The following is a 12,749-nucleotide window of genomic DNA, read 5'->3' as shown; positions in this document are numbered from 1 at the left end:
AGACTGTGATATAACGTTTTACCAACCTGTCTCACCGAGGAGGCCAGCATGGCATTCGTGACGTTGCGCGACGTGGCGCGTAAGGCCGGCGTCTCCACCGCCGCCGTATCCCAGATCCTGCACGGCAAAGGCCGTTTCTCCGCCGAAACGCGCGAACTCGTGCACAAGACCGTGCAGGAGATGGGCTATGTGCCCGACCAACGCGCCCGTTCGATGCGCTCCTCCGCCAACAAGACCGTCGGGCTGCTCGTTCCCGACCTGCGCAACCAGTACTTCGCCGACCTCGTCTCCTCGATGGAGGACGAGCTCTACCGCAACGGCGTCTCCACGCTCATCGGCACGTCGTCGGAGAACGTGGAGCGGCAGGACGCGTTCATCGAGAACCTGCTCGGCCAGCGCATCGACGGCGCGATCGTCGTGCCCCAGGGCGTCGAATCGCCCGGCGTGCGATCCCTGATCCGCCGCGACCTGCCGCTCGTGTTCGTCGACCGTCGCGTCCAGGGCGTCGAATCGGTGCCGTTCGTCGTGTCGAATCCGTACACCGGCATCCGCGAGGCGATGGAGGACCTCGTCGCGCACGGGCACCGCCGCATCGGATACGTCGCGCATCCGTCGCTCGGCTCGTATTCCGTCAACGAGCGCGAGACCGCGTTCCGCGCGGTCGCCGGCGACCTGCTCGGCGCGGACGCGACGGTGCCGGCGGCCGCGGGCGGGACCGGCGCCGCGGGCGTGGTCGTCGCATGCGACGCGGACTACGAGTCGCGTCGCGAGGCGCTGGCGCGACTGCTTGACGCGCGCGTCACCGCCATCATGTGCGGATACTCGCCGGATGCGATCACGATCATCGGACTGATGCACGATCGCGGCGTCGAATTGGGGGCGGACGTCTCGCTCGTCTCGTTCGACGACATCGCCGCGTTCCGTCTGATGACGCCGAACGTCGCCGTGATCTCGCAGCAGCCGGAGCTGATGGGGCGTCGCGGCGTCGCGCTGCTGCTCGAATCGATACGCACGGGATCGTGCGGCGAGGGGCGCACGACCAGCGTGCCCACGGTGTACATGCCGCGCAAATCCGTGTCCGTCGCGCCCGTGGCCGCATAGGGGGATTGGTGCGGCGGGAAGGCGCGCGAATCCGCGGGTTGCGCGGCTGGTGGGTGTGCCGTGTGGCGGGGATTCCTCGGCTGGGGTGGGCCATGTGACGGGATGGGGGTGACGGCGGCATTGCCGTGTTAGCGCTTCCGACACGCCGGTTGACCATGCTGATAAAACGTTATATCATCACAACTACGCAGTTGATAAAACGTTAAATCACCTCAGTGATGAAGTGAGTCGACGACGAAGCAGTGAGGTTTATCAGCCGCCGAAAACGTAGGTTCAAGGAGGAAAGCGAGAGACAATGACGCAACTATCTCTGGTCAAGGTGTCGAAGATATTCGGCGCCGCCAAAGTGGTCGACGGTGTGTCGGTCACCGTGGAACCGGGCAAGGTGCATGTGCTCCTCGGCGAGAACGGCGCGGGCAAGTCGACCGTCATCAAGATGATGAGCGGCATCTACCAGCCCGATGAGGGCCACATCGAGATCGACGGCGAGACCGTGCGCATCCCGAACGTGGACGCCGCCCGCAAGTTCGGCATCGCCGTCATCCATCAGGAACTCAACATGGTCCCGCAGCTGTCGATCATGGAGAACCTGTTCCTCGGCGCGCTGCCCACCAAGGCCGGATTCGTCGACCGCGCGGCCATGCGCAAGAAGGCGAAGGCCGCCCTCGACCTCATCGGCCTCGACGAGGACGTGAACACCCCGATGGGCGAGCTCGGCGTCGCCCGCCAGCAGATGGTGGAGATCGCCAAGGCCCTCATGCAGGACGCCTCGATCCTCATCCTCGACGAGCCGACCGCCGCCCTCACCCGTAAGGAATGTGAGCACCTCTTCGAGATCATGGAGGAGCTCAAGGCCAAGGGCGTCGGCATGGTGTTCATCTCCCACCACCTCGACGAGATCGCCCGCGTCGGCGACGTCGTCACCGTGCTGCGCGACGGCAAGTACATCGACACGATCGACGCGCAGGCCCCCGAATCCGAGCTCGTGCGCCTCATGGTCGGCCGCAACATCGAGAACCAGTTCCCGCGCGTCGCGCAGGAGCCCGGCAAGACGCTCCTCAAGGTCGATCATCTGACCCGCGCCGGCGCCATCGACGACGTGTCGTTCGAAGTGCACGCCGGCGAGGTCGTCGGCCTGGCAGGTCTGGTCGGCGCGGGCCGCACCGAGGTGATCCGCGCGATCTTCGGCGCCGACTCCTACGACTCCGGCTCCGTCGCCGTCGACGGCCAGACGCTCCCCAAGGCGGACATCGCGAGGACGATCGCCGCCGGCGTCGGCCTCGTGCCCGAGGACCGTCGCACGCAGGGGCTGATCCTCGAAGCGTCCGTGGCCGAGAACCTCGGCCTCGCCACGATGGTCCCCACCTCGAAGTTCGGGTTCGCCGACCTCAAGGGCCAGACGAAACGCGAGAACGAGACCGCGAAGAAGCTGCGCATCCGCATGGCCAACGTCGACCAGGCGGCCGGATCGCTGTCCGGCGGCAACCAGCAGAAGATCGTCTTCGGCAAGTGGTCGATGGCGAACGTGAAGGTGCTGCTGCTCGACGAGCCGACCCGTGGCGTCGACGTCGGCGCCCGCGTCGAGATCTACGAGCTCATCAACGAGATCACCGCCAACGGCGGCGCGGTGCTCATGGCCTCCTCCGATCTGCCGGAGGTGCTGGGCATGTCCGATCGCGTGCTCGTGATGAGCAACGGCCGACTCAGCGGCGGCATGCCCGCCAAGGAGGCCACGCAGGAGAAGGTCATGTCGCTCGCGGTCTCCCACATGGACGAGGAAGCCGGCGAAAGCCGCTGAGCCGCGACGAACCCCACGAAACGTAACTGACGACGAAGTCGAAAACACTACAAGGAGAACACTGCAATGACCGCCAAAGAAGCCAAGCTCGGATATGATTCCGGCAACACCACCGCGATGGACAAGGTGAAGAGGTTCGCCTCCCGCAACGGCGCCCTCATCGGCCTGATCATCCTGTGCATCGCGCTGTCGATCGCCACCCCGGCGTTCCTCACCGGACCCAACATGCTCAACGTGGGCGTCCAGGCCGCCACCGTCGCCATCCTCGCGTTCGGCCAGACGTTCGTGATCGTCGAGGCGGGCATCGATTTGTCCGTCGGCTCGGTCGCCGCCGTCTCGAGCATGCTGGTCGCCTACACCGGCGCCTCGATGGGCATGCCGCCGCTCGTGACGATCCTCATCGGCGTCCTCACCGGTGCCGTGTTCGGCGCGCTTTCCGGTCTCGCCAACGCGTACCTCAAGCTGCCGGGCTTCATCGCCACCCTCGCCATGATGTCCGTCGCCCGCGGCCTCACGCTCGTCATCTCCGACGGCCGCCCGATCTCCACCTCCGGCATGGTCAACTTCTTCGGCTCCACCGTGGCCGGCATCCCGATGCCGATCGTGATGATGATCATCATGGGCGTCATCGCCTCCGTCATCCTCAACTTCACCAGCATCGGTCGTTCCATGTACGCGGTCGGCGGCAACATGGAGGCCTCCCGCCTGTCCGGCATCTCCGTGCACAAGACCCAGATCATGGTGTACGTGCTCTCCGGCGTGTTCGCCGCCGTCGCCGGCCTCGTGATCGCCGGTCGTCTGCACTCCGCCCAGCCGCAGGCCGCCTCCGGCTACGAGATGGACGCCATCGCCTCCGTCGTGATCGGCGGCGCGTCCCTCTCCGGCGGCAAGGGCAAGATCTCCGGCACGTTCATCGGCGCGATCCTCCTCGCCGTGATCCGCAACGGCCTCAACATCCTCAACGTGTCCTCCTTCTGGCAGCAGGTCGTCATCGGCCTCGTCATCGCCTTCGCGGTGAGCTTCGACACCCTGCGCCGCAAGGTCGACACCCACTGATCGCCCGCCGATTGCCGATCGCCCCGGACGACAACGCACTTCCCTTTTCCCTTCCTTCCTCCCCGGGAAGCGGCGGCCGTGCGGATTCCATCCGCATCCGCGGCCGCCGCCGACCGACCACAATCAAACCAACCCAACCAACCCGACGACAAACCGCAACGAAGCAGTAACCCAACCAACCCACTCACTCCAACTCACTCCAACCCACACCCACAACTCAACCCACAAGAGAAAGAAGACAATGATGTTCATCTCCAACCCCGCCTTCAAGAAGACCGTCCGCGCCGCGCTCGCCATCGTGTGCGCCGGCACCATGATGATCGGCACCGCGGCCTGCGGCGGCTCCTCGTCCGCCTCCGGCGACAAGGTCGCCCTGCTCGTCTCCACGCTCAACAACCCGTTCTTCGTCGATCTGCGCGACGGCGCCCAGGAGGCCGCGAAGGACCTCGGCGTCGAGCTCATGGTCTCCGACGCGCAGAACGATTCCGCCACCCAGCAGAACCAGGCGCAGAACGCGCAGTCGCAGGGCGCGAAGGCCGTCATCATCAACCCGGTCGACTCCGACGCCGCCTCCCCGGCCGTCGCCCCGCTGCTCAGCTCCAACCTGCCCGTCATCTCCGTCGACCGCGCCGTCACCGGCGAGGAAGTGACCAGCCACATCGCCTCCGACAACGTGGCAGGCGGCGCCCAGGCCGCCGACGAGCTCGCCAAGGCGATTGGCGAGAAGGGCGACGTCATCATCCTGCAGGGCACGCCGGGCGCCGCCTCCACGCGCGACCGCGGCGACGGCTTCAAGAAGCAGATCAAGAAGTACTCCGGCATCAAGGTCGTGGCCGAGCAGACCGCGAACTTCGACCGCGCCGAAGCCCTCAACGTGACCACCAACCTGCTGCAGTCCAACCCCGACGTGGTCGGCATCTACGCGGAGAACGACGAGATGGCGCTCGGCGCCGTCCAGTCCCTCGGCGCCAAGGCCGGCAAGGACGTGAAGATCTTCGGCTTCGACGGCACCGAGGACGGCCTCAAGGCCGTGAACTCCGGCACCATGGTCGGCACGATCGCCCAGCAGCCGAAGGAGCTCGGCAAGAAGGCTGTCGAGGCGGCGGTCAAGGCCATCAAGGGCGAAAGCGTCGAGAAGACCGAATCCATCGAGGTGAAGACCGTCACCAAGGAGAACGTCGCCGACTTCCAGTGACGCGACCCGTCGATTCATCCCATCACCAGTTCGAGGAAGAACAGGAGAACCACCATGCTCACCCACGGCATCATCAACGCCCAACTCGCCCACGCGCTCGCAGGCCTGCGCCATAAGGACCGCTTCGTCATCTCCGACGCCGGCCTGCCCGTCCAGCCGGGCATCGAGATCATCGACCTCGCCGTCGTGCTCGGCGTGCCCACCTTCGAGGAGGTGCTCGACGCGCTCAAGGGCGAACTCGTGCTCGAGGAGGGCCTCATGGCCGAGGAGGCGCGCGGCACCGTCGCCGAGCAATGGGTCAAGGATCGCTTCGAGGTTCCGCTCAGCTACGTGCCTCACGATGGCGACGAAGGATTCAAGGCGAACGTCGAAGGCGTGCGCTTCGTGATCCGCACCGGCGAGACCACGCCCTACGCGAACGTGATCTTCCGCTGCGGCGTCCCGTTCTGACCGTCCGCCGCACGAACGCACACACGCGCGAGAAGGAAAGGATGACGACATGACCGACAATGTGAAGGCTCCCGCGGCCGACGCCGCCGCGCTCGACCTGCTGTACGACATCGATGCCACGGACGCGCTCGTCTCCGTGATCGGATCGATGAACGTCGACTACACGGTGACCACGCAGCGCCTGCCGCAGCCCGGCGAAACCGTCAACGGCGGCCCGCTCACGCTGCTGCCCGGCGGCAAGTCCGCCAATCAGGCGGCCGCCGCCGCGCGTATCGGCGCGAACGTGCGCATGTTCGGCGCGGTCGGCGACGACGCGAACGCCGACTTCCTGCTGACGCACCTGGGCGAGGCGGGCGTCGACACCGCGCACGTCGCGCACGTGCCCGGCCCGTCCGGCACCACGGTGATCGCCGTCGACGCGGGCGGCGAGAACACGATCATCTACTCCGCCGGTTCGAACGGCAAGGTGACGCCCGCCTACGTCGCGGATTCCGCCGCCGCGCTCACCGAGGCGAAGGTGCTCGGCCTGTGCCTCGAAGCGCCGATGGAGACCGTCACCGCATGCGCGAAACTCTGCCACGACGCGGGACTGAAGGTGCTGCTCAACGATTCGCCGTTCGTGCCGGAACTGCCCGCCGAGCTGATCGCCGCCTCCGACATCCTGCTCGTCAACGAGCACGAGATGGCGCAGCTGCTCGGCATCGACGAGCCGGCCGACGGCGACTGGGACGGCGAGGACTGGAATGCGATCGCCGCCCGCATGCACGGGTTCGGCTACGGGCAGGCGGTCGTCACGCTCGGCGGCGACGGTTCGGTCGTCATCGACGGCGACGACGTGCACCGCATCGCGCCGGTGAAGGTCGACGCGGTCGACACGACCGGCTGCGGCGATTCGTTCATGGGCACGATCCTCGCCGGCCTCGCCGCCGGGCGGTCCCTGCCGGACAGCGCGCGCCTCGCCTCCTACGTCTCCGCGTACGCGGCGACCGGATTGGGCGCGCAGGCCTCCTACGGCACCGCCGAGCAGATCCGCGCGAGGTTCGCGTAGGCGCCCCTCCGGGATACTCACGGTTCCCTCCCCGATCGGTCACGGTTTTCCGTGGACGGTCGGGAAGGGAACCGTTTCGTATGCGGTGCGGGTGACGGCCATCGTTACACTGGGGGTCATGGATAGCAATACATTGGCCATGGTCGGCGTCGCCGTAGTCGCGATCGTCCTGATTCTGTTGGCGGTCTGGTTCTCCAAGTCGCGCAAGCGCGATCTTGACAAGACGATCGAGGAGCGGGAGGCGCGCCGCGACCTGCCGGAGAGCGCGAAGCCCGAGGCCGCGGGGCGGCCCGCGGACCACCCCCAGTCGGCTTTGCCGACACGCCCCCGCCGGCGGGGCGGAGGACAACGAGCCCGAGTCCGTGCCGGCTCCCAAATCCGTTCCCGCGCCTGAGGCCGAATCCGCACTGGAGGCTGAGGCTGCGCCGGACCACCCCCACGTCCGGCTGCTGCGCCGACAGCCCCCGCCGGCGGGGGCGAGGACAACGAGTCCGCGCCGGCACCGGTGGTGGAGACGCCGGAGTCGGTGGGCGGGAGGCTTGCACGGCTCAAGGCGAAGCTCGCCAAGTCGAGCAATCCGTTCGGCAAGGCGCTGTTCAACATCCTCGCGAAGGACAACCTCTCCGAATCCGATTGGGAGGACGTCGAAGACACGCTCCTCCTCGCCGACGTCGGCGCCGAAGCGTCCGAACAGCTCGTCGACGAACTGCGCACCGATGCACGCGTCACCGGCAAGGCCGATCCGGCCGAGGTGCGCGCCGCCCTGAAGGAGAAGCTGCTCGACCTGGTCGGCCGCGACACCGACCGTCGTCTCAACGCGGACAAGCCGGGCGCGAACCGTCCGGGCGTCATCATCATGGTGGGCGTCAACGGCACCGGCAAGACCACGACCGCCGGCAAGCTCGCCCGCCTGTTCGTCTCCGAAGGCAAGAGCGTCGTGCTCGGCGCGGCCGACACGTTCCGCGCCGCCGCCGCCGACCAGCTCGAAACGTGGGGCGCGAAGGTCGACGTGCCGGTCGTCCGCTCCGACAAGGACGGCGCAGACCCGGCGTCCGTCGCGTTCGAGGCGAGCGCCAAGGCCAAGGAGCTGGACGCCGACGTGCTGATCATCGACACGGCCGGCCGTCTCCAGAACAAGGCGAACCTGATGGACGAGCTCGGCAAGATCCGCCGCGTCACCGAGAAGAACCTTCCCGTGGACGAGGTGCTGCTCGTGCTCGACGCGACCACCGGCCAGAACGGCATGACCCAGGCGAAGGTGTTCGCCGAGGCGATCGGCATCACCGGCGTCGTGCTCTCCAAGCTCGACGGCTCCGCGAAGGGCGGCATCGTGATCTCCGTGCAGAAGGAGCTCGGCGTGCCGGTCAAGCTCGTCGGCCTCGGCGAAGGCCCCGACGACCTCGCCCCCTTCGACCCGGAAGGCTTCGTCGACGGCATCCTCGCCTGACCGCGGCATCCTCCGCTCCCGCTGGCGGGAGCTGTCAGCCTTCGGCTGACTGAGGGTGGTCATCACTGACTAAGCGTGGTCACAGCTGACTAAGCGTGGTCACGGCGGCCCGCATACGCCAGTGAACCCCGCGAAGTCCGCATCGTGAACCGCCGCGCCTCGCACGGCACCCGCGACACAGGTCCCGAATCATGTTGGAAACATGATTCGGGACCTTCGCGTTTCCGGCGGAAAACCGCCGCGCTCCGCCGCGTCACGCACTCCCGGAGGCCCGTCGGCGATTAACAATCGCGTAACCTGCCGTAACGAAACGAAAACCATCCGGGCGTTCACTATCGAACCGTTAGCCCCCATAAGGGGGACGACGAAAGAACGAACGACTCCGCCCGCGCGACGGAGCGAAGATGTGAAAGAGAGGGAGGTAGACATGGATTCCGGAAATACCGCATGGATTTTGACTTCCGCGTCCCTGGTTTTCCTCATGACGCCGGGTGTGGCGTTCTTCTACGGTGGCATGGTCCGTGCGAAGGCCGTGCTGAACATGTTCATGCTTGAGGCGGCCGCGCTGTCCGTCACCATGATCATCTGGACGCTGTGGGGTTGGTCGATCGCCTACGCCGGCTCCGATGTCGCCGGCATCTTCGGCGATCCGGCCTCCGGCTTCCTGCTGAAGGATTCGATGGTCGCCAAGGACGGCGTGTTCACCACGACCGGCCTGAACGCCAACAACTACCCGGTGTCCGTGGACGTGGCCTTCCAGGTCGCCTTCGCGATGATCACCGTCGGCCTGATCTGCGGCGCCATCGCCGAGCGCGTCAAGTACAGCACGTGGATGATCTTCGTCGCGCTGTGGGTCACGTTCGACTACGCTCCGATGGCCCACATGGTCTGGAACGGCGGCCTGCTGTCCGGTTCCGGCGCGATCTCCACCGCCATCGGCGCCGCCGCCCACGATTTCGCAGGTGGTACCGTCGTCCACATCAACGCCGCAGTCGCCGCGCTGATCATCGTCCTCATCATCGGCAAGCGCAAGGGCTTCGGCACGCAGCCGTTCCGCCCGCACAACGTCCCGTTTGTCATGCTCGGCGCCTTCCTGCTGTGGTTCGGCTGGTTCGGCTTCAACGCCGGTTCCGCGTTCGCCGCGAACGGCACCGCCGGCTACGCTTGGGTGTCCACCTCCGCCGCGACCGCCGCCGCCATGCTCTCCTGGGGCTTCACCGAGAAGATCCGCTCCGGCCACTACACCGCGATGGGCGCCGCCTCCGGTATGGTCGCCGGCCTGGTCGCCATCACCCCGGCCGCCGATGTCGTCTCCCCGCTGTGGGCCATCGTGCTCGGCGCGATCGCCGGCGTGCTCACCTGCCTCGCCTGCGGCCTGAAGTTCAAGCTCGGCTACGATGATTCCCTCGATGTCGTCGGCGTCCACGGCGTGGGCGGCTTCACCGGCACCGTGCTCATCGGCTTCTTCGGCGAAGGCACCGGCCTGTTCGCCGGCGGCGACTGGAAGCAGCTCGTCGTCCAGGTTCTCATCGCGCTGTGCGCCATCGTCTACTCCGCCGTGATCACCGGCATCATCGCCTTCGCGCTGGAGAAGACCATCGGCTGGCGCGTCACCGAAGCTCAGGAAGTCGGCGGCATCGACCTTGCCGACCAGGGTGAACGCGCCTACGATTTTGCTGGTACTGCCAGCTCCGTCCTCAAGGAGGTGAGGTGAGATGAAGCTCATCACCGCAATCATTCAGCCCCATAAGCTCGACGACGTCAAGGAGGCCCTCGCGGCCGCCGGCGTGCACGGTCTGACCGTCTCCGAGGCGAACGGCTACGGCCGCCAGCGCGGACACACCGAGGTCTACCGCGGCGCCGAATACACCGTCGACCTGATTCCGAAGATCCGCGTCGAGGTCCTGTCCGACGACGCCGACGCCGAAACGCTCGTCGGCGTGATCGTCAAGGCCGCCGGCACCGGCACCATCGGCGACGGCAAGGTCTGGGTCGCCCCGCTCGACTCGGTGACGCGCGTGCGTACCGGCGAGTCCGGTTCCGCCGCGATCTGACCGGTCGGCCGGTCCCATCCGGTCCGATCATCACAGACGTCCTTCTCCTCCCGGCTCGTATCGTTCACTGACCGCCGGGAGGGGTTGGGCCATCAAATAGACAAAGGTCCCCGCACGCCGCCCCCAAAGCCGTGCGGGGATTTTCTTATACGCTCATACCCGGCTCCTCTGAAGGGGTCCGCCGGAGTCGGCAACAACCCGGCCCCCTCTGGAGGGGGCTCCCGCGAAGCGGGTGGGGGAGGTCTCTCCCTCCGTCCGCCTTCGGCGGCCACCTCCCTCATCAGAGGAAGGCGCGAAGAACGCAACAAGGAGCACACGCGAAATGGCATCGGCGGTCGATGGTCTCAAGCAACGATTCATGGCGATGAGCCAGCCGGACGCGGACGGCGTCTACCGCGACGGCGCCAAGAAACGCCGGGAACGCACCGAACTGGCGTTGGACTGCCTGACGCGCCTGTGGGACGAGGCGAAGGCGGACGTCGACTTCGACGTGCCGGACCGCGGCATCGGCCTCGCCGCCGTCGGCTCGCTCGCCCGCGGCCAGATCGGCCCCAGCTCCGACCTCGACCTCGTCCTCATCTACGATCCGCACGCCCTCAACGACGCGCATCTCAACGAGCTCGCCAACAAGCTCTGGTACCCGCTGTGGGATTCCGGCCTCGACCTCGACCATTCGGTGCGCACCCGCCAGCAATGCGAATCCGTGACCGACCATGATCTGCCCGCCGCGATGGGATGGCTCGACGTGGAGCCCGTCGCCGGCGACATCGACCTCATCAAAACCACCGCCGATTCGATCCTCGAACGCTGGCGCAAGGCCGCGCGCAAACGCCTGCCCGAACTGCTCGGCTCCGCCACGAGCCGCCTCGACGAGTTCGGCCGCCTCCAATACATCAACCAGCCGGACATCAAGGAGGCGCGCGGCGGCCTGCGCGACTCGGTGCTCGTCTCCGCGCTCGCCGTCTCCTGGCTCGCCGACCGTCCGCACGGCGCCTACGACGACGCGGTCGACCGGCTGCTCGACGTGCGCGACTGCATCCACCTCGTCGCGAACAAGGACACGAACCTGCTGCTCGTGCGTTATCAGGACAAGGTCGCCGCGATGCTCGGCCTCGCCGATCCGACCCTGCCCGCGGGCGGCGAGCGCGAGGCGAAGTCGATCGACGACCTGCAGACGCTGCTCGCGCGCATCGGCCGTCGCATCGCGTTCTCGCTCGACTCGACCGCCTCCCGCGCCGAACATTCGCTCACGCACGAGAAGCCGCGGTTCGCGTTCTTCCAGATGATGTCGCAACGTGCCGGCGGCCGTCGTGAGGCGCCGAAATTCGATGTGGTCGCGCCCGGCGTGGCCGTCCACGAGCATGAGATCGTGCTCGCGCCCGGCGTCGACCCGTCGCGCGACGCCTCGCTCGCGCTGCGCGTCGCGCTCGCCGCGGCGCAGCGCGGACTGCCGATCAATCCGGGCACGTTGGAGAATCTGCGTCGCTGCCCGATCCACAGCAACCGGTGGGATGCGACGACGCGCGACCTGTTCGTGCGGTTGCTCGCGTCCGGCCCCGAGCTGATTCGCGTGTGGGAGGAGATCGACTTCGACGACATCCCCGGCAAGTGGATGCCGGAATGGCTGGGCATCCGCAATCGTCCGTCGGTGTCGGCGGCGCACCGCTACACGATCGACCGTCATTCCGTGGAGGTCGTCTCGCGCCTGACGCGCGACATCGGATTCCCGTCGGCCGCGGACCGCGAAGGCCGGTCCGCGGGCGTCGTGGACGGCGCGGGCACCCGCGTGCCGCAATACGATGACGCGCACTACACGGCACTATTGCTCGCCGGCATCCTGCACGACATCGGCAAGCGCCCCGGCGTCGCCGACCATGCGGCGGAGGGCGCGCGCCACGCGCCGGTGATCCTGAAGCGCATGGGCTACGACGCGGACACGATCCGCATGGTGACGCTGCTGGTGCGCGAGCATCTCACGTTGAGCGAGTTCGCGACCGGCCGCAATCCGAACGATCCGAACACCGGCTCCGACCTCGCGAACCGTCTGCGCCATGATCCGATGCTGCTCGACATGCTCTACGATCTGACGCGTGCGGACGGCTCCTCGCTCGGCGCGACCTCCGAGGAGGCCATCACGAAGAAATACGGCTGGAGCACGTGGCGCGAGACCCTCGTCAAGCAGATGGTCGCCGCCACCCGCTATCACCTGTAGCCGCTCAATCACCCATCCACGCGTCGCCGTGCGCGCGGATTCCGTTGAACGTCGCGCGCAATCCGATGAACACGACGTTCAGCACCGCCCACAACGCGACCATGCGCGCGGCCGGCGCGTCGAACGCCGCCGTACCGGCGAGCGCGCCGACGCCGGCGAGCGCGAGCAGGTACGCGACGGCGGTCGCGCCGCACGTCGCGGCCAGATAGCGGTAGTCGCCGGCGCCGATGAGGATGCCGTCGAGCGCCCACATCCATCCACACAACGGCAGGAACACGCCCTGCGTGACCATGCCGACGACGATCAGCGACTGGACGGCCGCGTCCGGCGAGAACAGGGGAGCGGCGGCGAAGCCGACCGCGATCATGCCGGCGCCGATCGCCACTCC

At 67.3% G+C, this 12,749-nt stretch carries 10 protein-coding genes and 2 pseudogenes; 11 read left to right on the top strand and 1 reads right to left on the bottom strand.

What is annotated here, in order from left to right; genetic code table 11:
• Positions 1 to 48: 48 nt before the first annotated feature.
• The 11 genes and pseudogenes from BSTEL_RS08865 to BSTEL_RS08820 all read left to right on the top strand — a co-directional run bounded on the left by BSTEL_RS08865 (position 49) and on the right by BSTEL_RS08820 (position 12,361).
• Entirely contained in the window at positions 49 to 1,101 is a 1,053-nt protein-coding gene (locus tag BSTEL_RS08865) for a LacI family DNA-binding transcriptional regulator (RefSeq protein ID WP_034529725.1), read from the top strand.
• 295 nt (positions 1,102 to 1,396) lie between these two features.
• Entirely contained in the window at positions 1,397 to 2,899 is a 1,503-nt protein-coding gene (locus BSTEL_RS08860) for a sugar ABC transporter ATP-binding protein (protein ID WP_034529724.1), read from the top strand.
• A gap of 66 nt (positions 2,900 to 2,965) precedes the next feature.
• The gene (locus BSTEL_RS08855) at positions 2,966 to 3,955 is read left to right on the top strand and encodes an ABC transporter permease (RefSeq protein ID WP_034529722.1); all 990 of its coding nucleotides are present in this window, start codon (positions 2,966 to 2,968) and stop codon (positions 3,953 to 3,955) included.
• A 313-nt stretch (positions 3,956 to 4,268) separates the two neighbouring features.
• Positions 4,269 to 5,150, top strand: a complete 882-nt coding sequence (locus tag BSTEL_RS08850) for a D-ribose ABC transporter substrate-binding protein (protein ID WP_420796408.1) — start codon at positions 4,269 to 4,271, stop codon at positions 5,148 to 5,150.
• 54 nt (positions 5,151 to 5,204) lie between these two features.
• Complete coding sequence (gene rbsD / locus BSTEL_RS08845; protein ID WP_034529720.1) at positions 5,205 to 5,600, top strand: D-ribose pyranase; 396 nt, start codon at positions 5,205 to 5,207, stop codon at positions 5,598 to 5,600.
• Between the two features lie 49 nt (positions 5,601 to 5,649).
• Positions 5,650 to 6,648, top strand: coding sequence for a ribokinase (locus BSTEL_RS08840; protein WP_051923014.1), 999 nt, complete (start codon positions 5,650 to 5,652; stop codon positions 6,646 to 6,648).
• A gap of 118 nt (positions 6,649 to 6,766) precedes the next feature.
• Positions 6,767 to 7,042: a hypothetical protein gene (locus tag BSTEL_RS13055; protein WP_420796407.1), complete on the top strand. Its 276-nt coding sequence runs from the start codon at positions 6,767 to 6,769 to the stop codon at positions 7,040 to 7,042.
• A pseudogene (gene ftsY / locus BSTEL_RS08835) lies at positions 7,023 to 8,095 on the top strand (signal recognition particle-docking protein FtsY); the annotation flags it as partial. The gene BSTEL_RS13055 and the pseudogene ftsY, both read left to right, overlap by 20 nt.
• A 427-nt stretch (positions 8,096 to 8,522) precedes the next feature.
• Positions 8,523 to 9,809 (top strand): ammonium transporter, encoded by a 1,287-nt coding sequence (locus BSTEL_RS08830; RefSeq protein WP_034529719.1) that lies wholly within the window; start codon positions 8,523 to 8,525, stop codon positions 9,807 to 9,809.
• Between the two features lies 1 nt (position 9,810).
• Positions 9,811 to 10,149 (top strand): P-II family nitrogen regulator, encoded by a 339-nt coding sequence (locus tag BSTEL_RS08825; protein ID WP_034529718.1) that lies wholly within the window; start codon positions 9,811 to 9,813, stop codon positions 10,147 to 10,149.
• Positions 10,150 to 10,471: 322 nt separating this feature from the next.
• Positions 10,472 to 12,361: a [protein-PII] uridylyltransferase family protein gene (locus BSTEL_RS08820; RefSeq protein ID WP_034529716.1), complete on the top strand. Its 1,890-nt coding sequence runs from the start codon at positions 10,472 to 10,474 to the stop codon at positions 12,359 to 12,361.
• A gap of 4 nt (positions 12,362 to 12,365) precedes the next feature.
• On the opposite strand, the pseudogene BSTEL_RS12365 reads toward BSTEL_RS08820, so the two are convergent.
• Positions 12,366 to 12,749: pseudogene (locus BSTEL_RS12365) on the bottom strand (MATE family efflux transporter); the annotation flags it as partial.

It is taken from the genome of Bifidobacterium stellenboschense, assembly GCF_000741785.1.
Lineage (GTDB): Bacteria > Actinomycetota > Actinomycetes > Actinomycetales > Bifidobacteriaceae > Bifidobacterium > Bifidobacterium stellenboschense.
This window is presented reverse-complemented; position numbering and strand designations above follow the sequence as displayed.